Source organism: Mesorhizobium sp. M00.F.Ca.ET.216.01.1.1, from assembly GCF_004010325.2.
Classification (GTDB): Bacteria; Pseudomonadota; Alphaproteobacteria; order Rhizobiales; family Rhizobiaceae; genus Mesorhizobium.
The window spans coordinates 1-20,646 of record NZ_SADR02000007.1 but is presented as its reverse complement, the minus strand read 5'-3'; the positions used below and the strand labels follow the sequence as shown (position 1 = coordinate 20,646).

19 protein-coding genes and 2 tRNA genes are annotated in these 20,646 nt (G+C 62.2%); 7 read left to right on the top strand and 14 right to left on the bottom strand.

The window, feature by feature from the left end; genetic code table 11:
* The first annotated feature begins 4 nt into the window (after window positions 1-4).
* Window positions 5-799, top strand: coding sequence for an exodeoxyribonuclease III (xth, locus tag EN859_RS11215; protein ID WP_127856115.1), 795 nt, complete (start codon window positions 5-7; stop codon window positions 797-799).
* 57 nt (window positions 800-856) lie between these two features.
* Window positions 857-1,159: a hypothetical protein gene (locus EN859_RS11210; protein WP_127856116.1), complete on the top strand. Its 303-nt coding sequence runs from the start codon at window positions 857-859 to the stop codon at window positions 1,157-1,159.
* 188 nt (window positions 1,160-1,347) lie between these two features.
* Here EN859_RS11210 and EN859_RS11205 read toward each other — a convergent pair whose 3' ends face one another.
* From EN859_RS11205 to EN859_RS11165, 9 genes are all read right to left on the bottom strand, one after another.
* Window positions 1,348-2,184 (bottom strand): tetratricopeptide repeat protein, encoded by an 837-nt coding sequence (locus EN859_RS11205; RefSeq protein ID WP_127856117.1) that lies wholly within the window; start codon window positions 2,182-2,184, stop codon window positions 1,348-1,350.
* Window positions 2,171-3,895: a dihydroxy-acid dehydratase gene (gene ilvD, locus EN859_RS11200; RefSeq protein WP_127856118.1), complete on the bottom strand. Its 1,725-nt coding sequence runs from the start codon at window positions 3,893-3,895 to the stop codon at window positions 2,171-2,173. The genes EN859_RS11205 and ilvD overlap by 14 nt, the downstream gene beginning before the upstream one ends.
* A 294-nt stretch (window positions 3,896-4,189) precedes the next feature.
* Window positions 4,190-5,425 (bottom strand): OmpP1/FadL family transporter, encoded by a 1,236-nt coding sequence (locus EN859_RS11195; RefSeq protein WP_127856119.1) that lies wholly within the window; start codon window positions 5,423-5,425, stop codon window positions 4,190-4,192.
* Window positions 5,426-5,783: 358 nt separating this feature from the next.
* Entirely contained in the window at window positions 5,784-8,567 is a 2,784-nt protein-coding gene (locus EN859_RS11190; RefSeq protein WP_127856120.1) for a valine--tRNA ligase, read from the bottom strand.
* 268 nt (window positions 8,568-8,835) lie between these two features.
* Window positions 8,836-9,675, bottom strand: coding sequence for a PopZ family protein (locus EN859_RS11185; RefSeq protein ID WP_127856121.1), 840 nt, complete (start codon window positions 9,673-9,675; stop codon window positions 8,836-8,838).
* A gap of 312 nt (window positions 9,676-9,987) precedes the next feature.
* Window positions 9,988-11,373 carry a TolC family outer membrane protein gene (locus EN859_RS11180; protein ID WP_127856122.1) on the bottom strand — a complete coding sequence of 462 codons (1,386 nt, stop codon included), beginning with the start codon at window positions 11,371-11,373 and terminating at the stop codon, window positions 9,988-9,990.
* A 182-nt stretch (window positions 11,374-11,555) separates the two neighbouring features.
* On the bottom strand, window positions 11,556-12,230 hold the full coding sequence (locus EN859_RS11175) for a protein-L-isoaspartate O-methyltransferase (RefSeq protein ID WP_127856123.1): 675 nt from the start codon (window positions 12,228-12,230) through the stop codon (window positions 11,556-11,558).
* A gap of 88 nt (window positions 12,231-12,318) precedes the next feature.
* Window positions 12,319-12,392, bottom strand: a tRNA-Cys gene (locus EN859_RS11170).
* Between the two features lie 425 nt (window positions 12,393-12,817).
* Window positions 12,818-13,087, bottom strand: coding sequence for a hypothetical protein (locus EN859_RS11165; protein ID WP_127856124.1), 270 nt, complete (start codon window positions 13,085-13,087; stop codon window positions 12,818-12,820).
* Between the two features lie 222 nt (window positions 13,088-13,309).
* On the opposite strand from EN859_RS11165, the gene EN859_RS11160 reads away from it, so the two are divergent.
* Window positions 13,310-13,384: transfer RNA gene (locus EN859_RS11160), tRNA-Asn, on the top strand.
* Between the two features lie 554 nt (window positions 13,385-13,938).
* Here the strand turns inward: EN859_RS11160 and EN859_RS11155 are convergent.
* Both EN859_RS11155 and EN859_RS11150 read right to left on the bottom strand, forming a co-directional pair.
* Entirely contained in the window at window positions 13,939-14,298 is a 360-nt protein-coding gene (locus EN859_RS11155; RefSeq protein ID WP_127856125.1) for a hypothetical protein, read from the bottom strand.
* Window positions 14,299-14,865: 567 nt separating this feature from the next.
* Window positions 14,866-15,531, bottom strand: coding sequence for a metalloregulator ArsR/SmtB family transcription factor (locus EN859_RS11150; protein ID WP_127856126.1), 666 nt, complete (start codon window positions 15,529-15,531; stop codon window positions 14,866-14,868).
* Window positions 15,532-15,652: 121 nt separating this feature from the next.
* Between EN859_RS11150 and EN859_RS11145 the strand changes: the two genes are divergently transcribed.
* The 3 genes from EN859_RS11145 to EN859_RS11135 are packed head-to-tail and all read left to right on the top strand — an operon-like array spanning window position 15,653 to window position 18,481.
* The gene (locus EN859_RS11145) at window positions 15,653-16,384 is read left to right on the top strand and encodes an MBL fold metallo-hydrolase (RefSeq protein ID WP_127856127.1); all 732 of its coding nucleotides are present in this window, start codon (window positions 15,653-15,655) and stop codon (window positions 16,382-16,384) included.
* Window positions 16,381-17,661 (top strand): MFS transporter, encoded by a 1,281-nt coding sequence (locus tag EN859_RS11140; RefSeq protein ID WP_127856128.1) that lies wholly within the window; start codon window positions 16,381-16,383, stop codon window positions 17,659-17,661. Before EN859_RS11145 ends, EN859_RS11140 begins: the two co-directional genes overlap by 4 nt.
* A gap of 16 nt (window positions 17,662-17,677) precedes the next feature.
* Window positions 17,678-18,481 (top strand): nucleoside phosphorylase, encoded by an 804-nt coding sequence (locus tag EN859_RS11135; RefSeq protein WP_127856129.1) that lies wholly within the window; start codon window positions 17,678-17,680, stop codon window positions 18,479-18,481.
* 301 nt (window positions 18,482-18,782) lie between these two features.
* Here the strand turns inward: EN859_RS11135 and EN859_RS11130 are convergent, their stop codons facing one another.
* From EN859_RS11130 to EN859_RS11120, 3 genes are read right to left on the bottom strand one after another with little or no spacing between them, the layout of a single operon-like run.
* Window positions 18,783-19,268: an SRPBCC family protein gene (locus tag EN859_RS11130; protein WP_127856130.1), complete on the bottom strand. Its 486-nt coding sequence runs from the start codon at window positions 19,266-19,268 to the stop codon at window positions 18,783-18,785.
* Window positions 19,265-19,588: a metalloregulator ArsR/SmtB family transcription factor gene (locus EN859_RS11125; RefSeq protein ID WP_127856131.1), complete on the bottom strand. Its 324-nt coding sequence runs from the start codon at window positions 19,586-19,588 to the stop codon at window positions 19,265-19,267. Before EN859_RS11125 ends, EN859_RS11130 begins: the two co-directional genes overlap by 4 nt.
* Window positions 19,589-19,614: 26 nt before the next feature.
* On the bottom strand, window positions 19,615-20,091 hold the full coding sequence (locus EN859_RS11120; protein WP_127856132.1) for an NUDIX domain-containing protein: 477 nt from the start codon (window positions 20,089-20,091) through the stop codon (window positions 19,615-19,617).
* A 317-nt stretch (window positions 20,092-20,408) separates the two neighbouring features.
* On the opposite strand from EN859_RS11120, the gene EN859_RS11115 reads away from it, so the two are divergent.
* Window positions 20,409-20,646, top strand: a 238-nt coding sequence (locus EN859_RS11115; protein ID WP_281015604.1) for a phosphoribosyltransferase family protein, incomplete at its 3' end; no start/stop codon positions are given.

The window sequence follows — 20,646 nt, the reverse complement described above, 5'->3', positions numbered from 1 at the left end:
CGTCATGAAAATCGTCACCTGGAACATCAACGGCGTGCGCGCCCGGCTCGGCAACCTCACCCATTGGCTGATGGAAAGCGAGCCTGATATCGCCTGCCTGCAGGAGATCAAGACGGTCGACGATCAATTCCCGCGCGCCGAGGTCGAAGCGCTGGGTTACAACGTCGAGACCCACGGCCAGAAGGGCTTCAACGGCGTCGCCATCCTGTCGAAACTGCGCTTCGACGAGGTTAATCGCCGTCTGTCGGGCGATGACACCGACGAGCAGGCGCGTTTCATCGAGGGCGTTTTCTCGACCGACAAGGGCGCGTTGCGCGTCGCCTCGATCTACCTGCCCAACGGCAACCCGATCGATGACGAGAAGAAGTTTGCCTTCAAGCTGTCTTGGATGGCACGGCTCGAACGCTGGGCCGAGGAACGGCTCCGTCTGGAAGAAGCGCTGGTGCTCGCCGGAGACTACAACGTCATCCCCGAACCCATTGATGCGAGATTTCCGGAGAACTGGCTGGGTGACGCGCTGTTCCAGCCCGAGACGCGGCAGGCGTTCCGCCGGCTGAAGAATCTCGGCTTCACGGAGGCCATCCGCTCGGTCACCGACGACACCGATGTCTACACCTTCTGGGACTATCAGGCCGGCGCCTGGCAGAAGAACAACGGCATCCGTATCGACCACCTGCTGTTGTCGCCGGAAGCTGCCAACCGCTTTTCCTCGGCCTCGATCGACAAACACGTACGCGCCTGGGAAAAACCATCCGACCATGTGCCGGTGGCGATAGATCTGGCGCTGCAGCCGGCTTGATCTGGTCGACGGAACCCTCATATCGCCACAAAGCGCGCGTTTGATGGGAGCGTCATCATGGCGGCTGGGGTTCCCATGACTATCCGATCCGTTTTCTGCTTGATCGCCTTGGCATTTGCGACGGTGGCACCGACGCCGGCATTTGCCGATCAGGAATGCCTTGCCAACGGAAAATCGTTCCAGGTCGGCCAGGTCGCTTGCCTGACGCTTGCCGGCCAGAGCCACCTCGCCCGCTGCGAGATGGTGCTCAACAACACCTCGTGGACGAAGGTTAAGGACAGCTGTCCGCAAAACACGCTGGCGCCGCACAGCATGCCGATCTCGATACCGGCACCAGGCCTCGCGCCGACCGAGAACTGATTTTTGGTCGTGTCTTCCCTTCTCCCCTTGTGGTGGATCGGCGCTTAGCGCCGAGACGGAAGAGGGATATTCCAGCTTGGTGCCAACTTACCCCCTCACCCGGATTGCCAGCCGATTTGTGAAGGACGGGCAATCCGACCTCTCCCACAAGGGGCGAGGTAAGAAACGCCAGCGCGCAGCAACCTTGCCTACTGGTCGCCGCCACCCTTGGTGAGGATGTCGTCGGCCAGCGAGATGGCGGTGCGGCGATCGGCTTCGCCAGCAGCGGCAAACGCCTCTTCCTGCATGCCGCGGATCCACGGCTGGTCGGCCGGTGAGGCGCGTTCGAGCGCCGCGGTCATCATCGCCAGCCCACGAACGATCTTGCCGCTCTGGAAAAGCAGGTGGCCGAGCGTCGCCTGCGCGCCGGCATGGCCCTTTTCCGCGGCGAGTTGGAACCAGCGTCCGGCCTGCTTGATGCTGGCTTTGACGCCGCCCTCGCCCTTCAGGAACATCTGGCCCATCTCGAACTGGGCATTCGGATTGCGGTAATTGGCGGCGGCGCGCATGTAATATTCCTGGGCCGCCACCTCGTTCTCGGTGATCGGGCTGCCGGGAATGCCCTTCCTCAGATAGTCGCCCAGTGCCACCAGCGCGTCCGACACATAGCTTTCTTCCGGCGAGCCTGGTTCGACGTCCTGGTCGACGATCTCGCTGAAGAACTTGAACGCCTCGTAGTCGTCACGCGCCACGCCGTCGCCCTCGGCATACATGCGTGCAAGCTTCCAGGTGGCGCCGATCTGGCCGTTCTCGGCGGCATATTTATAGGCTTCGACCGCTTGGTCCTTGTGACCGCTCTTGTAGGCGGAGAAGCCGAACTGAAACACCGCCCACGGGCTGGATTGCGGCTTCACCCCGGTCTTGTCGTCGAACACCTTGTCGTCGAAGGCCATGGCCTGGCCCACGGCGCCCAAGGTCGCGCCAAAAGTGGCGATCGCGACCAGTGCCGAAAAGACAGACGACCTCAACAACTCAGATATCCGCATAGCAGTGAGTTTCTTTCGCACCACCCGGATGGGTGACCGCGCCGTCGCGGGCGGGCCCTACCGTTTGTGCATATTTCCAGATCGCGCCCGACTGATAATCGGTCTTGCGCGCCTTCCATGCCTTTGCCCTCGCCACCAGTTCGGCGTCGGACAGCGCCACCTCGATCGTGCCGTTCACTGCATCGATCGAGATCACGTCGCCATCCCTGAGCAGCCCGATCGGGCCACCCACGGCTGCTTCCGGCCCGACATGGCCGATGCAGAAACCGCGCGTCGCGCCTGAAAAGCGCCCGTCGGTGATGAGGGCTACCTTGCCGCCCATGCCCTGGCCGTAGAGAGCCGCCGTCGTCGACAGCATTTCCCGCATGCCGGGGCCGCCGCGGGGACCCTCGTAGCGGATGACGAGAACCTCCCCTTCCCTGTAGTTGCGGTGCGTAACCGCGTCGAAGCATTCCTCCTCCGAATCGAAGCACCGGGCCGGGCCCGAGAATTTCAGCTCCGACATGCCTGCGACCTTCACGATCGCACCTTCGGGGGCAAGGTTTCCCTTCAAGCCCACAACGCCGCCCGTCTGGGTAATTGGTCTGTTGGCGGGACGGACCACATCCTGGCTGTCATTCCAGGAAACGTGCTCCATATTTTCGGCCAAAGTACGGCCAGTCACGGTCAGGCAACCACCGTGCAGATAGCCGTGATCGAGCAGCGTCTTCATCAAAAGCGGAATGCCGCCGGCCTCGAACATGTCCTTGGCAACATATTTGCCGCCGGGCTTGAGGTCGGCGATGTAGGGCGTCTTTTCGAAAATCCTGGCGACATCGAAGAGGTCGAACTTTATGCCGGCCTCATGGGCAATCGCCGGCAGATGCAGCGCCGCGTTGGTCGAACCGCCAGTAGCCGAAACCACGGTCGCAGCGTTCTCCAGTGCCTCGCGCGTGACGATGTCGCGCGGCCGGATGTTCTTTGCGATCAGTTCCATGATCTTTTCGCCGGAGGCGAAATTGAAGCGGTCGCGCATCTCGTACGGCGCCGGCGCCCCGCAGGAATAGGGCAGCGCCAATCCGATCGTCTCGGCAACGGTTGCCATGGTGTTGGCGGTGAACTGAGCGCCGCAGGAGCCGGCCGAAGGACAGGCAGCCTGTTCGATTTCAAGCAGTTCGGCGTCGCCGATCGTGCCGACCGAATGCTGGCCGACCGCCTCGAACACGTCCTGCACTGTGATCTGCCGGCCGCGATAGCTGCCGGGCAGGATCGAGCCGCCATAGATGAAGATTGACGGCACGTTGAGCCGCACCATGGCCATCATCATGCCGGGCAGCGACTTGTCGCAGCCGGCAAGGCCGACCAGTGCATCGTAGCAATGGCCGCGCATGGTGAGTTCGACCGAATCGGCGATGACCTCGCGCGACACCAGCGACGACTTCATGCCCTGGTGGCCCATGGCGATGCCGTCGGTGACGGTGATGGTGCAGAATTCGCGCGGCGTGCCGTTGGCGGCCGCCACGCCCTTCTTCACCACTTGCGCCTGGCGCATCAACGAGATGTTGCAGGGCGCCGCCTCGTTCCAGCAGCTTGCGACGCCGACCAGCGGCTGCGCGATCTCGGCCGCCGACAGCCCCATCGCATAGAGATAGGAGCGATGCGGCGCACGAGCCGGACCGACGGTCACATAGCGGCTGGGCAGCTTGGCCTTGGAGATGACTTTGGCGTCCATACTCGTCCTTGCCGCGGGCGGCCTGCCCCATCGCCGAGCCTTTTGGCACGCGTCCCGAGACAAGTTCGAGGTGCGCCGGGTTTATGGCGGGAAATGGGCAATGTGTTTGGCCGACCCTGCAGCGCAAGGGTTGCTCCAAAACTGTTGCCAAAACGTCACAATTATTAGGAGTGACGGTTGTGCTGCGCATCTGCAACGCAGACGCGCGCCATCATCATGGAGGACGCAGCCGGCGAGTTTGTCTGAACAAAAGGCCCGAGAAGTGCGCGGCCTTTTTGTTTAATTTTCAGAGGCTTAGAACTTGATCTTAACACCGCCAGAGATGGCCGTGACTAGGTCGTTGCCGAAGTCGTAGCTGACGTCGGTGCCGGCTACATATCCATTCTCGTCGGTCAGAGTCCCTGAGTGGCCGCTGGTCAACACGCCGATCGCTCCGGCCAGACGCAATTCGATATTGGGGCTCGGGGTGTAGGCGACGCCACCGCCCAGCGTCCATGTATCGCTCTGGGAACCAAAACCGTGCGACGTGCCGCGGTCCCACGAGATCTGGGCAGCACCGCTCCACTGGTCGTTGAACTTGTGGCCAATGCCGGTGGTGACCGTCCAGCCGTCGCGGTACATCAGGTCGAGCGAGGTCAGCCTGATTGGCGAGGGGGAAACAGTCGTACAATCCGCAAGGCCCTTGGTCGCCTGCGAGCAGATCGGAACGCTCTGCAGGACACTCCAATTGACCCACTTGATCGAACCGAAGGCAAGCCAGCCAGGCGCGATGCCAGACTGCAACTTCAATTCCACTACATCCGGCATGTACTGTGTTGAGCCATAGATCGGGATAACGACCCCGCCAACATTGGTCAGATCCAGCGTCCCCGAAATATTGTCGAGCTTGACCTTCGAATTGTAGACGAGGCTCGCGCGCAGCGCGATGTCCGGGATTTCGTAAGCGATGCCGGCGCGCCAACCCCAGCCGCTGGTCGACAGGTCGACACGGCCGGTACCTTGGAAGTCGGGAACGAGCGGTGACACCAAGCTTTCTTTGAAGCCGTAGACTTCCTGGTAGAAGACACCACCGATGAAGCGGACCTGACCCTTGCCAGCATCCATCTTGTAAGAACAGGTCGCGGCGTAGTTGTCGCTCTTGATGTCGGTTTCCATGTTAGACTGAGCACCAGCCCACAAACCTGGAGCCGTATGCGCGCCCCAGGGCCGTGAATAGTCGAGCATGCAGTCGACCCCCTTGACGACCTCAGCCTTGACGCCAATCCGCGGCACCCAGTAGCTCTCGCTGTCGCGTGCCGAACTCCCCAAAGCCGTAACGTCTCCGTCGAACGGATTGGTGTCCACCGCATTCTTGAGTTTGCGCTCCGGCATCACATAGGTCGCTTCGGCTTCGGTAGCGAAGGGCGCCGGATCGAACAAAAGGTCGATATCGTAGCCGCCGCGCTCAATGCCGCCGGCATGCGCCGTCCCGATCAAAGCCAGCGAAAAGCAGCCCGCCCCCAGCAGCGCTTTCAGACGCAAATTGTTCATGAGTGTCCCTCCCCGAATACAAGTTGATCAAGCTAGAACCAATTCGGGTTAACGGCGCAACAACGAATTCACGGGGCGTACATGTACACCTGGGCCGAACGCAATTTCGACAAAGTGACGGCCTCGCCGGAAGGTCGGGAAATAGCCCTTTGGGCACAAATCGTCGGAAGAAATCCGCAAAATTCGCAAAAATAGCTCAAAAATAGCCCATTTTCGTGGGCATCCGCCCCCATTGTTACATTATGGCAACAATAGGGCTAAAACTTCCGTTTACGTCAAAATTAACGCTGCGGAATGCCCTGTTTTGAGGCAAAGGAATGGCCCCGAAGCGGCTCCCCAGGCTTGCGCATCCGGCGGCTCAACCGGCGTCGCGCACTCGTGTCAGCGCCACCGAAAGCTTCTCCTGCGCATCGCGATATTCGGTGAGTTTTTCGCGCTCGGTCTCCACCACTTCTTCCGGCGCGTTGGCGACGAATTTCTCGTTCGACAGCTTCTTGTGCAGGCGGGCGATCTCCTCGGTCACCTTGGCCAGTTCCTTCTGCAGCCGGGTCGCCTCCGCGGTTAGATCGATCAGATTGCCGAGCGGCAGGCAGACGGTCGCCTCGTTGAGCACGATCTGGGCGGAGCCCTTGGGTGCCGCCTCGGCCAGCGAGATATCGCCGACCCGCGCCAGCCGCTTGATCGCCGAGTTCTGGCGTTCGAGCCTTTCGCGCGTCGCCGCATTTGCGCCGATCACCACCAGAGGCGCGATCGCCGCCGGCGGCACGTTCATTTCCGAGCGCACCGAACGGATGCCGGAGACGAGATCGACCAGCCAGTTGATGTCGGCGGCCGCTTCCGCATCCTCGAAGTCCGGCGACGGCCAGGCGGCGTGGCAAAGCAGCGAGGCGCGCTCCTTGCCTTCGCCCGCGGTCTGCGCCCACAGTTCCTCGGTCATGAACGGCATCATCGGATGCAGCAGCTTGTAGATTTCGTCGAGCACGAAGGCGACGCAGGCCCGGCTCTCGGCCTTGGCCGCCTCATCCGTGCCCATGAATACCGGTTTCAACAGCTCCAGGTACCAGTCGCAGAACAGGTTCCAGACGAAGCGGTAGGCCGCAGTCGCCGCCTCGTTGAAGCGGTACGAGGTGATGCCGTCCGTTATGTCGCGCGCGGCCCGCGTCAGTTCGGTCAGGATCCAGCGGTTGACGGCAAGCTTGGCGTCGCCCAGCCAGAAATCGTCGTTTCTGGCGACTTCGTTCATCTCGGCAAAGCGTGTCGCGTTCCACAGCTTGGTGCCGAAATTGCGGTAGCCGGCGATGCGCGCCGGGTCGAGCTTCACGTCGCGCCCTTGCGCTGCCATCACCGCCAGCGTGAAGCGCAGCGCGTCGGCGCCGTACTCGTCGATGAGCTCGAGCGGATCGATGACATTGCCTTTCGACTTCGACATCTTCTGCCCGTTCTTGTCGCGCACCAGCGCGTGCATATAGACGGTATGGAACGGCTCCTCATCCATGAAATGCAGGCCCATCATCATCATGCGGGCCACCCAGAAGAAGATCAGGTCGAAGCCGGTCACCAGCACGTCGGTCTGGTAGTAGGTCTTCAGCTCCGGCGTCTCGTCCGGCCAGCCAAGCGTCGAGAACGGCCACAGCGCCGACGAGAACCAGGTGTCGAGCACGTCCTCGTCGCGGGTCAGGATCTCGCCCGGCTTGAAATTCTCCAGCTTGTCCTCGACCCAGGCCTTCCACGGGCCTTCGAGCGCCAGGTAATACTCCACCGCGGCACTAAGAGCCTCCTCCTCCGTCTTCTCGACGAAGACGTGCCCGTCCGGCCCATACCAGGCGGGAATCTGGTGGCCCCACCAGAGTTGGCGCGAGATGCACCAGGGTTCAATGTTTTCCATCCACTGGAAGTAAGTCTTCTCCCAGCTACCGGGTATGATCTTGGTGCGGCCTTCGCGCACGGACGCGATCGCCGGCCTGGCGAGTTCGGCCGCATCGACGTACCACTGGTCAGTCAGGAACGGCTCGATCGGCACGCCGCCGCGGTCGCCATGCGGCACGGTGTGGCGATGCGGCTCCACCTTTTCGAGGAAGCCGCCCGCTTCCATTAGTTCGACGATCCTCTTACGCGCGACGAAGCGGTCGAGCCCGTTGAGCTCGTCCCAGATCGCCTGCCGTTCCGGCGTCACCTCCAGGCCGGCGAGGAACTCCTCATTATCCTTGAGGTCCACCGCCGCTTCGACGGTGAGGATGTTGATCGCCGGCAGCCTGTGGCGCTTGCCGACCTCGAAGTCGTTGAAGTCATGCGCCGGCGTGATCTTGACCGCACCCGAACCTTTTTCCGGATCGGAATATTCGTCCGCCACGACCGGAATCTTCCGGCCGACGATCGGCAGCACGACGTTCTTGCCGACCAGATGCCGGAAACGCTCGTCGTCGGGATGCACCGCGACCGCCGTGTCGCCCAGCATCGTCTCGGGGCGCGTCGTCGCCACGGTGACGAAGGTCTTCGGGTTTTCCGGATCGAACTTTGCGCCCTCGACCGGATAGCGGAAGTGCCAGAGATTGCCGTTGACCTCCAGCTGCTCGACCTCCAGGTCGGAGATGGCGGTAAGCAGCTTCGGGTCCCAGTTCACGAGGCGCTTGTCCTTGTAGATCAACCCTTCCTTGTAGAGTGTGACGAACACTTCGAGCACGGCCTTGGACAGGCCCTCGTCCATGGTGAAGCGTTCTCTGCTCCAGTCGGCCGAAGCGCCGAGCCGCTTCAACTGGTTGAGGATCGCGCCACCGGACTCGGCCTTCCACTCCCACACTTTCTCGATGAATTGTTCGCGCGTCAGGTCGCGGCGGTGGATCTGCTTCTCCATGAGCTGGCGCTCGACCACCATCTGCGTGGCGATGCCGGCGTGGTCCATGCCCGGCTGCCACAGCACGTTCTTGCCGCGCATGCGCTCGAATCGCACCAGAATGTCCTGCAGCGTGTTGTTGAGCGCGTGGCCCATATGCAGCGAGCCGGTGACGTTCGGCGGCGGGATGACGATGGTGAACGCCTCCGCCCCTTCCTCGGCGCCGGCGCCGGCGCGGAACGCGTCCGCTTCCTCCCAGATTTTGGCGATCTTCGGCTCGACGGTCTTGGCGTCGTAGGTTTTTTCGAGCATAGGGAAACGGTCCGCGCTGTCCGGGATTTGTGGTCCCGGTGTAAATCCGAAGGTTGTTGGCAAGTCAACCGCAGGCGAGCGGCGGACGTCATCGGCTAATAGGTAGCGGCTCGACAGCTCAAAGCAACACTGAAGCGATGCTCAATCGCAGCCGTCCTGCCGACCATCAAGCTCCTCGCCTTTGCTCATCGGCTGAGAGCGGCTGAGCCGGCGCTTCAACGAAAACGCCGCCCGAAGACGGCGTTTTCTGCGATCGATGCCGGAACCGCTATTGCGCGCCGCGCGCTACGCGCTCTATTTCCTCGCGCACCAGCCGTTCGACCAGCGTCGGCAGATTGTTGTCGAGCCAGTCCTGCAGCATCGGCCGCAGCATCTCCTCGGCCATCTCGTCGAAGGTCTTCTTGCTACGGCTGGCGAAGGCATCGGAAAGCTCGCCGAAGGCTGCGGCAACCTGCCGGCCTGCGTATTCGGAAAGGATCGCCGGACGGGCGGACGGCGCATCGGCGGCAGGTTGACGGGCCAATCCGCTGCGCGAAGGCGTCGGCTCGAACGCGGAATCGTCCGTCAACTCGTCCTCGGCAATCTCGACCTCCGGTGCGCTCGGCGGCCGCATCTCGGCCCTGTCCGGTTTTGCCACGTTCGCAGTCCTTGCGAGGTCGCCCACGGCGGCGATCTCGCGCCGCCCGTCGGCAACGACGGTATCGCTTGTCTCCGGGATACGTGCGGGCGCATCTGCTCTTGCAGCCCAAGCCGGCTCGGCGGCGATCGTGGCACTCACTTCCGCAAGCGTCACCGGCGCTTTCACCGGAGTTGCAGCAGCGGTATCTGAACGCACCGGCGCCTCCGCGCGTGCGGCTGCCGGCTCAGCCACTTGCGCCTGCACCTCCGCCAATTGGACTGGCCTCCTGGCATCAGCTCCGGCTTGCAGCTCGGCGCGGAATGCATCCACATCCGGCCCGGCGGCCGGCGCCGGCTGGAGATCCTGGCGCAAATCGTCTGCGTCACCCGGCTGCTTGCGGCCGGTATCGCTGTCCTCGATGATCCTCCTGATGGAAGCCAGTATCTCTTCCATGGAGGGTTCGCGCTGCGCGCTGCTTGCCGTCGCCATCGTCACATCCGCCGCCCTTGTGACCAGTTGCAGATTTCCTGTCCGGCAAGGCCGGATTCGAATCATGGCGACAGCGTAACCGACGGATCGTCATCCGAGAATCCCCAATCTGGGGACATGCTGGATTTCAACAGATTAGAGCGCCCGCATCTTCACGACGCGGCGCTCCAACACATTGAATCCTAATGCATGTCGCCCAAAAAGTGCGTAGCGGTTTTGGGACAACGACATGCACAAAAAGAGGCTTGAAGCGCGTCGCATTAATGGCTCTGAATGCGACGCGCTTTAGACGTATTTGAACTGCTGGCGCGATCAGCGGCCATCCGGCGTGCGCAGGCCAATCCACTTGTCCTTGACCGCGTTGTAGTGCTCTTCAGGCCTGTACTTCGTCACATTCAGGGCGAGGCGGTCGACCGACAGACGGCCGACCGCCGAGAGAATGGCATAGCTCGCCACCACCACGTCGCGTTCGGCGCTGGCAAGGTTGATCTTGGCGGTGATGACGGTGGCCTGCGCGTTGAGAACGTCGAGCGTGGTGCGCTGGCCGACGTTGCGTTCCTCAATGACGCCGTTCAAGGCCAGTTGTGCGGCGGCGACCACCTGCCTGTTGGCCGCAACGCTTTGCTGAGCGGCGGTATATTGCGTCCATGCCGAAGTCACGGCCTGGCGCACGGTATCGCGCTGGACGTCGACCTCGATCCTGGCCTGGCCAAGCGATTCCTTTGATTGGCGAACCAGTGCCGAAGTGCGGCCGCCCGAATAGATCGGCACGGTCAGCGTCGCGCCGATATTGGCTGAATTGGTCGTGCCATCCTGCGTCGAGCCGAATGGCACGGTCTTGCGATAGGAGCTCGAGACGCCGGCGGAAGCGGAAAGCTGCGGCAGTAGCGCACCTTCGGCCGACTTCACCGAAAACGACGCTGCATCGACCAGGTGCTGGGTGGCGAGGATAGCCGGATGCTCGGCCGACGCGATCGCTATTGCCACATCGAGGCTCGACGGCAGCAGTTTCGCCAAGGGCGCCGCCGGCCTGAGCTTGCCCGGCTCGTCGCCGACGATCTGGTGGTAGGTCGCCGCACTTGCCAGCGCCTGCGCGCGCGCGGCACTCAACTGCGCCACCGCGGAGGCGCGCGAGGCATCCGCTTGCGCAACGTCGGTGCGCGTGCCTTCGCCAACCTCGAAGCGCGAACGCGCCGCACGCGCCTGTTCGGTCAGGAACTGCAGGTTCTGCTCGGTCAGCACAGCCACCTGCCGGTCGCGAATCACGTCCATATACGCGCTTGCCGCATTGAACAGCGTGTTCTCCTCGGTGTTGCGCAGGCTCTCGACCGAGGCGCTGACCTGCGCTTCGGCAGCCGCGACATTGTTCCTCGTCTGAAAACCGTCGAACAGGGTCTGATTGATCTCGACGCCGAAGTTGCCTGTGGTCAAGCGGATGGTCCGGTTCAGCCTGTTCGAATGGCTGCTGGAATAATCGATGCTCCCCGAACCGGTGATGGTCGGGCGCCAGCCCGACTTGGCGATGGCTACGCCCTCGTCGGTGACGCGAGTGCCGGCGCGGGCCGAATTCAGCGCAGAATTGTTCTGGTAGGCCTTTGCAAGCGCGCCCGTGATGGTTTCCGCGGACGCCGCCAGCGGAAAAAGCGCGGTCGCGGAAACGAGGACGGCGACAAGAAGACGTTTGCGTAGAGACGGCACGATATATCCCTCATTCGTTATCCACGGCAACTGCGCCACGCCGGCCTCTCTTGTTCGAGCAGCCGGCGTCGCGTTTCGAATTCCTTGCTGTCAGCCCCCAGAACTCCCCGGTTGTGCGGATCAGCAACGATTGTTCAAACGCAAGCGAACATGACAACGTCTTGGCTGCAAGGCAAAATCACTCAGAACTCGAACGCGCTAATACGTTCAAATCCGGGTAGTGGCTTTATTGCCGCATTAAATGCCCGTCTTCCCGTTACAACCCCCCCAGTCTTAAAAAACAGTCGAGCCACACCCGAATTCCCCTGGCCCTCGACGGCCACGAGTCGACCGCCCTCGCCGAGCTGGTCGAGCAGCGATGCAGGCACCTCCCCGACGCTGCCGCCGACGAAGATCACGTCGTAAGGCGCCTTGGCGGCATGACCTTGCGGCAACGGCCCGGTGACCACGGTTACATTGTCGCAGCCCAGCATCGAAAGCGTCGACCTGGCGGTTTCCACCAGTGCCGGATCGCTCTCCAACGCCACCACGGACCGTGCCAGCCGCGACGACAGGGCCGAGGAATAGCCGGTGCAACAACCGACATCGAGCACCGAATCGCTTGCGCCGATCCCGGCCAGCTGCAGCAGCTTGGCGAGCGGTGAAGGCTGCATCAGGAAGCGCGCCCCGCTGCCATTGGAGGTGCCGGAAATGCGGATATCTTCGTCGATATAAGCCAGGTCGCGCTGATTTGCTGCGACAAAGGCCTCACGCGGCACCGACAGCATGGCCTCCAGCAGCGGCGCGCTGGTCACGTCGGTGGTGCGGATCTGGCCATCGACCATCTTCACGCGGCGTTCGGAGAAATCAGCGTTCATGTCCCAACCAATCCGCTTCCCGCGCCAGGACGGCGTTCATTACGACCGGAACCAAGGCTCTGCGCCAATGCGCGAGAGCCCGGGCAACTGGAGGCCTCGCCCGGAATCGAACCGGGGTGCAAGGATTTGCAGTCCTCTGCGTAACCACTCCGCCACGAGGCCTCATTGCTCCCGGCGTTCCACCCGGTTCCAATAGGTTGCGGCGAAAATGCCGTCAAGCGGCCATGGTGCATTCCGGACTGTTTCCTCCAACCGGGGTGCCGCGTGTCGAATCGTTGAGACGCATGCTCAGTATGGCACTCATTATGTTAGCCAATTGTTAAGCATGGAATACCGCTGGATAACGACGAGGGGTCGCCACGCGCCGGGCAACGGCAGACCTTTTCGCACCGATTGTCACGGCTGAGCTGCAAAGAGCTTGCGCGCCCGCCTCCACATCGAGGGGGTGTAAGCCGCCTTTCGCCGCGCGACCGTCTGGCTTCGGCCGCCGCCAGTTCAAGGAGATTTGCCAGGGCCTGGAAGAAAGCCCAAGGGATATCGAACCTGGGGGCCCGCAAGCGCCATGGCGGCTTTCCAGGCCTTGCGCGTCAATCCGAACCGTTCGGCCTGCGCCGCCGCTGCCACCACACGACAAGCCGGCGCCGGTGGCGGCGTACCAGGGCGAATTCGTAGGAAAGCACCAGCAGCCCGATCGGAACCATCCAGAAGCCCAGGATAGGCAGGAAGCCGAGGATGCCGCCGAGGATCAGCGCGATGCCGATCGCGACCCTGAGGCCGCGCGAACGCGGCATGGTGAAGTCGCGGCCGAAGACCGTGATTTTCCGCGCCGGTGCGTCGTTGTCGCCTGCTGCAGTCATCTCGAAGCTTGATCCGGTTCCTGTGAGTAAAGCCATCTGCCGGTACAAGCCGCAACCGCTTTTTTCGGTTCCACGGCCGTGGCGGGACAGCTCATATGAGGGTGTCCGCCGGCGATTGCCAGAAATCGCCGCATGAAAAAGCGTCGAAAAAATACGAAATGCTTCTTTGCAAAGCCGAAACGGGTTTGCTATAGGCTGCGCCACTCACATGAGAGCCTCTGTTCCCCGGTAGCTCAGTGGTAGAGCAACCGGCTGTTAACCGGTTGGTCGCTGGTTCGAATCCGGCCCGGGGAGCCAATCTTTTCAAAGACTTAGCGAAACCGCCATCGAACTGAGCAAGCGCTCAACGTACGCAATAGGTACGCTTACTGCCCCTGATTGCGGTGAATCCGTCGGGAGGTGATCAGCTAGGGCCGCCGTTGATTCTCTGGCGTTTCCTGCGACTATCGGCAGGCCCTGCCCCCGCCACCCTGAGGCAGCGGCCGCTTCGCCGCGAGTGCCGCGGTTAGGAATTCTTATCGCCGTTTGGATTTGGTGCCGGTGCCTCTCGCACATCTCGCGGTGGCGGGTCGACATGTTCAGGCTCTGGCGATGCTTCCTTGTCGCGACGACGGACCGGTGTCTTTTTCGGGTCGATCCTCGGTGGTGGATCTTTGATTTGGTTTTGCATATCCAGTTTCCTCCGCCCCTGCCGGCCGCGGGAGCTAGGCACGGCCCGGACCTGATGTAGCAGCAGATTTGAGGGGACAATCGCTGCAACAGAGAAACCGGATCGCCAGTCTCTTGTTCCCTTGTGCCCGTTAAAAGGCTCGCCACCGTGAGGCAGCGGGCTTGGGCGGGGCGCTCGCTGATTATTTATAGAACCAGCGATCCCGACTAGGCCCGCTTGCGTCGTTTAGAGTGAGGCCCAATAACAGACCCAACGCGGCGCCGAGCATGAAGGCCGTTGAAACCGTCCCAGGATTTTCTTGGACGGCACCCGAAACCGACTGAGCCCCGGTCCGGAGCGCCTGAGCAGTCCGGCCGGCGCGATCGGCAGCGCTTTCATACCAGCCTGCTGCCACCTCTTCTGCATCTTCGGCGCGCTCGGCCAGGGTCCGATTGATCTTGTTGATCTCGCGCTTCAGCTGCGCCACTTGCTTTTCAAGGGCCTCCTGAGCCTTGCGCTGCGTTGGCCTAACAGATGCGGCTTCGTTCTGGTCGTCGGCCATTGTGATCTCCTTTAGTGGGGGGAGATCAACGATCAGCCGCGGCGGTAGGTTCCTAGGCAGAAGTGATAAGGCCCGCCACCGCGAGGCAGCGAGCCTTAGGATGCGCAATCTGTGCCTCAGTGCCGTTCAGTCGGTCCTTTAAGGAACTCAACGAAAGCTTCAGAGATTTTGTCGCTCGGTGTTGAAAAATTTGCGTGTCGCGACTGAGACAACCAAGGCAAAGATGTCGCTGCCTATGCGGCGCACTACGTCGACATAACGAACAGCGAAGGTACTGGCGCGAGGCTGAGGAAGTCGCAGGTACCGGCACACACCCTCCCGACGGCGAAGCTGGCATGATCGAAAACAATGATATGTAGAAGGCCGGCCTTCCGCGATCGCGGAATTACTTGTCTCGCGAGCGGTTGCTATTTTCGCCTTGCGGCTGACCCCAACGCCGCCCGGCCGGCGCCACCTCAGGCAATCCCCGCCCATTGCGGGCGCCGGCTACCCCTCTCGCTGAACGGCTACCCTCAGGCGGTGCAGTCGAGCGGCTGCCGGGCATCGCCATCCGACCAGCGGATCGACTTAAGGACCCGTCTCGACCTGGAGCCCTGCCGCCCGCCATTCCGGCAGTCCGTCTTCCAGCCGCCGCACCTTGAACCCCCGTGCGCGCAACACTGCAACGGCTTCGAATGACATGACGCAGTAGGCGCCGCGGCAATAGGCGACGATCTCACGATCGTGCCGCAGATCGGGCAGCCGGGCCTCGAGGTCGCTGAGTGGTACGTTGAGGGCGCCGGGCAGATGCCCGAGTGCAAACTCATCCGGCGGCCGCACATCAATCACGGTGACCAGCCCTTCGCGGATTCGCTCGGTCAGCTCCGCGCGTGTCACCGCCTCCATCTCGTCTCGCGCCTGAAAGTAGCCGCGCACAATGCGCTCGACTTCCGCGAGCTGGCGCTCGGCCACGACTCTGATCGAGGCGAACAGCGTCAAAACAGTGTCGTCCGCCAAACTATAATTCACGAATTTGCCGGCGCGCTCGGCGGTCACGAGGCCGGCGCGTCGCAAATGCTGCAAGTGTTGGGAGGTGTTGGCGATCGGCAGACCGACCTTCGTCGCCAACGCATCGACGCTGCGCGGCCCTTGCGCGAGTTGCTCGATCAATTCGAGGCGCTGCGGATGGCCGAGCGCCTTTGCCACGCCGGCGAACTGGGCATAGAGGGCCTGCTTCGGATTTCGGATTGACATGGGCTTCGCGAAATCGCTAAATCATTCAACGTAATTATTGAATGACAGCAGCGGTTCGCCTTGTCAAGTTGTCGCGCCTACTCGGCCGACCGCTTGCCCTTGGTGCGTCGGAGAACGCCAAATGATTCTCAGACAATTCCTTCACACCGATCCGGTCGCAGTCTCTTATCTCTTTGGCTGCGGCGGCAAGGCATCGGCGGCCGTCGTCGATCCGGTCGGCGACGTTCAACCCTATCTCGATGCAGCCAATGCAACCGGCATGCGCATCCTCTATGTCATCGATACGCATATCCATGCTGATCATGTCTCGGCTGGTAGAGCCCTCGCGCAGGCCGCTGGCGCGGACTACGTGCTGCATGAGAGTGCCGCCGCCGACTTTCCATTCCGCCGGGTCAAGGACGGCGAGGTGCTTGAACTTGGCAGTGTCACCGCGCAGGTCATGCATACGCCCGGCCACACGCCCGAACATATCGCTCTGCTGGTGACCGACCGCACGCGTGCCTCAGAGCCGTGGTTCGTGTTGACAGGCCACACGCTGATGGTCGGCGATCTCGGCCGCACCGAGCTCGCCTCGAGCGCCGAGGATGGCGCGCGTTCATTGTTCTCCAGCGCGCAGCGCCTCAAGGATCTGCCCGATCATGTCGAGGTATTGCCAGGCGCCTTCTCGGGATCGGTGTGCGGGCGCGCGCTCAGCGGCAAACCAACCTCGACCATCGGCTTTGAGAAGCGCTTCAACAAGGCATTTCGCATAGGGGATGAGGACGAATTCGTCGCTGCCATGGTGGCCGACATTCCTCCGCCGCCGCCGGACGCGGCGCGCACCCGCGCCCTCAACGCCGGAACCGCACCGTGAAGGAAGCCGGCGCTGTGCCGTGCGTTGCCCAAGGGCTCAGAGCCAACTGGCAGCAGTTTTCGCTTCTGGTGCTGATCAACGCCTTCGTCGGCGGTATGGTCGGCATCGAGCGCACCGTCGTGCCGCTTATCGGCTCGGAAGAGTTCGGGATCGCCTCGACGACGCTGGTCGTCTCCTTCATCGTCAGCTTTGGCGTGGTGAAAGCCTTCGCCAATCTCATCTCTGGGCAACTCGCCGATACATGGGGCCGCAAGCGCGTGCTCGTTCTCGGCTGGCTGTTTGGGCTGCCGGTGCCCTTCATGATTATCTGGGCTCCGAGCTGGGGCTGGATCATCGCCGCAAACGCCTTGCTTGGCATCAGCCAAGGGTTTGCCTGGTCGATGACGGTGATCATGAAGGTCGATCTTGTCGGCCCTAAAGGGCGGGGCATGGCGGTCGGCCTCAACGAGTTCGCCGGCTACTTCGCCGTCGGCATCACGGCCTTTCTCACCGGTTACCTCGCCGGGCAATACGGTCTGCGCCCGGTGCCGATTTATCTGGGCGTAGCATACGCCCTGCTTGGAACCATCCTCTCGCTGGTGCTGGTGCGCGACACGCGGGACCATGTACGGGCGGAGATGGCCGGGCATGGCAAAGAAGCCTCGCCGATTTCCTTCCGCGAGGTGTTCGCTCTCACCACATTCCGCGACCGCAACCTGTTCGCCGCCTCGCAGGCTGGGCTGGTCAATAATCTCAATGACGGCATGAGCTGGGGCATTTTCCCGCTGTTCTTCGCCGCCAACGGCCTGGGCATCGAGCGCATTGGCATCCTGAAGGCCGTCTACCCTGGGGTGTGGGGGCTGTTGCAGGTCGTCACTGGCCCCTTAAGTGATCGCTGGGGACGCAAGGGCCTGATAGCGGCGGGCATGTGGATGCAGGCCGGCGCCCTGCTTCTCACGGCCTTCACCCGTGACTTTGGTTGGTGGCTGGCAGCGAGCGTCCTGCTCGGGCTCGGCACCGCTATGGTTTATCCGAGCCTGATCGCGGCCGTGTCAGACACCGCGCATCCCGCGTGGCGTGCTCGCTCGCTCAGCGTCTACCGGTTCTGGCGCGATCTTGGCTACGCTATCGGGGCGCTCTCGGCGGGTGTCATCGCCGATTTCTTCGGCCTGGCCTCGGCGATCGCAGCGATTGCCGGTCTGACCTTTGTATCGGGCGTGATCGTGGCGGTGCTGATGCAAGACCGCCCAACTGGCACGCCGCTCGTCAACGCCGAAGTTGGAGGGACCGCCCCGTGAACGCTCGCGTGAGGGAATGAGCTCGATGTCCGAGAAAGACACGCCGCCGATCCTCACCGGCAAGCATTACGCCTCGCCGTCGGCCTTCACGCCGGAGAGTCTGTTACGCGAGGCGCGTCGCCAGAAGCAGGCGGCAGCGCAGCCGGTGCCGGATGTGTGCCTGCTCGATCCGGACGGCGATATCGTCCAGCACCTGAAAGCCGCTGGCAGTGTCCGGCTACATGAAGGCTGGGTGTGCTATCACACGGACCTATATCTGTTCGAGCCCGCAGGACGCGCCTTCGGCGTCGTTGGCTGCGCGGTGGGATCGTCGTTCGCGGTGCTGGTTGCCGAGGAGCTTTTTGCCAGTGGCTGCCAACTGCTCGTTAGCATCACCTCCGCCGGGCAGATCACGCCCGTCCGAACACCGCCCTACTTCATCCTGATTGACCGCGCGCTCCGCGATGAAGGCACCAGCTATCACTACCTGCCGCCATCGCGGTTCAGCGCTGCGCCGGAAGGCGTTCTCGAGAAGCTCGCCGGCAGCATTGCCGATTTGCGCTCGCCGGTGCTTGTCGGCGCGACCTGGACCACAGACGCGCCGTTTCGCGAAACGCAGGCCGCGATCGATAGTATGCGCGCTGAGGGAATTCTGGCGGTCGAGATGGAGGCGGCGGCGCTTTACGCCTTTGCGGCCGCGCGCAGGCGCAGTGTCGTATGCTTTGCGCATGTGACGAACCAGATGGGTCAGATCGACGGGGATTTTGAGAAGGGCGAAGCCGATGGCGCAACGGCTTCGCTGACTCTTTTCGATCGGACGGTGACGCTGCTCGGATACTGACTAAGCAGCTACCTGCTTTGCGTAGCCGGCGAGAAGCGTGCCCCAGTCGGGCTTTGTATCGAAGGTCTTGCGAATGGCTTCGGGCCAATCGACTGGAGACGCCAGTTTCGCATTCTCACGCAATTTCGTAGCCCACTTGAAGAATAGAGCCCCGTAGGTTGAGCGAACATAGGCTTTGCTGTTTGAGCCAAGTTTCGTACTCATCCTTTGGCAGGCAGTTGCCCCTATGTGAAGCACGATTGCCCATGGCGCCGTACTGTCCGAATCCAGCCTTGTTCTTGCGTTCTTACGGATGCAACCGTCAGGCCTGACGGGCCAATAGGTCGGCGAACCGCTGCAGGTACAGCGGCCAACCTTGATCACCGGCAACACCATTGCGCACGCTTTCCCAGCCTTCGCCATGGCGTTCTAGGTTTCGGTGCTCGATCTCGACGCGGGTACGATGCGCTGTCTCGGCGGTGAACCGCACTTCCCACTCACTGGTCTTGTCCAGATCGGTCTCGATCTGCCATTGCGGGTTGATGTTCCAGCTCAGGAGCACTCGGTTGGGCGGCTCGTAGGCCAGCACGCGTGCCCAGCGGCACTCACTGCCGTCGATGCCACGGTCATAGAGGTAGCCGCCAACCCGAGGCTCGAACACCGTCTCGGCGACCTGGACGGCGAGCAAGTTGTGCTCGGCGGGCTTGAAACTGCCAAAGTCCTCGGTGAAGGCCTTGAAGGCGCGCTCGATCGGCGCATCGACGGTGATCGATTTGCGTACCGGCGCGAGCTTGATCGTCGCTGTCATTTGTCTCTCTCCTTCTGCTTGCTGTCATTGATCTCTTTGCGAAAGGCTTCCAGCGCATCGCCCCACATGTGGTCAAGCCAGGCGCGCATCTGCCCAAGTCCGTTGGGATCGATATGATAGATGTTGCTCGCGCCGCGCGGTTCGGAGCGAACCAGCTGCGCCTCTTTGAGCACCTTGAGGTGCTGCGAGATCGCCGGCTGTGACACCGGAAGAGCGCGGGTCAACTCCGCGACAGACCGCGGCCGCGCGGCGACCAGTTCGAACACCGTGCGGCGCGTCGGATCGGCGAGAGCAGCCATGCCCGCATAATCATAAGACATGCCTTATAATAAGCCAAAACTTATCATCAATGCAAGTCTGGTTCGCGCCTGACGGACGCCACAAGCCGGTCGAGAAAAGGCCGCTGGCCGACAAGCATCTTTTCCCGAGCCATATCCAGGCCGAACCATTCGCCGCGATCGATCTCGGGAAAGGACTGCATGCGACCGCTGCGCGGTGGCCATTCCATCTCAAACACATTGCTTCGCAGAGCGCTGGCGTTGAAATCGGCTTCGGCACCGAACGCCGTAATGAGCTTGCCGCCGCGCTGGCGCAGCTCTCCCAACGGCTGCAACACTGCGTCGATTTCCCAGCCCGTTTCCTCGGCGAACTCACGACGTGCCGCGGCTTCGGTCTGTTCATCGTCGCCATACTCGCCCTTTGCAATCGACCAGGCGCCGAGATCGCGCTTTTGCCAGAACGGACCGCCCGGATGGACAAGCAACACCTCCAGCCCGTCCGCCGACTTGCGGTAAGGCAAGATGCCAGCACTTCTTTTCGCCATCGCCTCAGCCCTCCTTCGTGCAGCATATCATTGCACCCGTGTCCTCGAGCGGCATCCCGAACCTCCCGGCGCAAAAAACACCGAACTGTTCGCGATGTCTTCGCACAAACACCAGGGGGCCAGCACTTTTTTTGCCGGAACCCTTCGGCGACGCCTGTGTTTGAATGCAAGAAGCGCGATTCTTTTCTCAGCGTTGAAGCCAGTTTTCGGCCACGATGACGAAGTCGATTTCAACACCGCGATCAATGCAGTGTTCAAGCTCCTCGAGCGCCATATATCGCATGCGAGTTCGTCAACTCTGGCCGGCGGATTGACCGATGTTCCGCAATCGCGAAGAGGCAGGAGAGAAGCTCGGCATCGAACTGGGCAAGCTTCAACTGCACCAGCCTGTTGTGCTGGCGCTGCCGCGCGGCGGCGTCCCTGTGGCTGTGGAGGTGGCCAAGGCCCTTGGGGCGCCTCTCGACCTGCTCATCGTCCGCAAGGTCGGCGCTCCGGGCAATCCAGAACTGGCCGTTGCCGCGATCGTGGACGGCGATCCCCCCGATGTGGTGCTCA

Excerpts from the sequence above, each read along its gene's own strand:
- xth (WP_127856115.1), top strand. The coding sequence starts at position 5 with ATGAAAATCGTCACCTGGAACATCAACGGCGTGCGCGCCCGGCTCGGC.
- EN859_RS11210 (WP_127856116.1), top strand. The coding sequence starts at position 857 with ATGGCGGCTGGGGTTCCCATGACTATCCGATCCGTTTTCTGCTTGATC.
- EN859_RS11205 (WP_127856117.1), bottom strand. The coding sequence starts at position 2,184 with ATGCGGATATCTGAGTTGTTGAGGTCGTCTGTCTTTTCGGCACTGGTC.
- ilvD (WP_127856118.1), bottom strand. The coding sequence starts at position 3,895 with ATGGACGCCAAAGTCATCTCCAAGGCCAAGCTGCCCAGCCGCTATGTG.
- EN859_RS11195 (WP_127856119.1), bottom strand. The coding sequence starts at position 5,425 with ATGAACAATTTGCGTCTGAAAGCGCTGCTGGGGGCGGGCTGCTTTTCG.
- EN859_RS11190 (WP_127856120.1), bottom strand. The coding sequence starts at position 8,567 with ATGCTCGAAAAAACCTACGACGCCAAGACCGTCGAGCCGAAGATCGCC.
- EN859_RS11185 (WP_127856121.1), bottom strand. The coding sequence starts at position 9,675 with ATGGCGACGGCAAGCAGCGCGCAGCGCGAACCCTCCATGGAAGAGATA.
- EN859_RS11175 (WP_127856123.1), bottom strand. The coding sequence starts at position 12,230 with ATGAACGCTGATTTCTCCGAACGCCGCGTGAAGATGGTCGATGGCCAG.
- EN859_RS11165 (WP_127856124.1), bottom strand. The coding sequence starts at position 13,087 with ATGACTGCAGCAGGCGACAACGACGCACCGGCGCGGAAAATCACGGTC.
- EN859_RS11155 (WP_127856125.1), bottom strand. The coding sequence starts at position 14,298 with ATGGCCGACGACCAGAACGAAGCCGCATCTGTTAGGCCAACGCAGCGC.
- EN859_RS11150 (WP_127856126.1), bottom strand. The coding sequence starts at position 15,531 with ATGTCAATCCGAAATCCGAAGCAGGCCCTCTATGCCCAGTTCGCCGGC.
- EN859_RS11145 (WP_127856127.1), top strand. The coding sequence starts at position 15,653 with ATGATTCTCAGACAATTCCTTCACACCGATCCGGTCGCAGTCTCTTAT.
- EN859_RS11135 (WP_127856129.1), top strand. The coding sequence starts at position 17,678 with ATGAGCTCGATGTCCGAGAAAGACACGCCGCCGATCCTCACCGGCAAG.
- EN859_RS11130 (WP_127856130.1), bottom strand. The coding sequence starts at position 19,268 with ATGACAGCGACGATCAAGCTCGCGCCGGTACGCAAATCGATCACCGTC.
- EN859_RS11125 (WP_127856131.1), bottom strand. The coding sequence starts at position 19,588 with ATGTCTTATGATTATGCGGGCATGGCTGCTCTCGCCGATCCGACGCGC.
- EN859_RS11120 (WP_127856132.1), bottom strand. The coding sequence starts at position 20,091 with ATGGCGAAAAGAAGTGCTGGCATCTTGCCTTACCGCAAGTCGGCGGAC.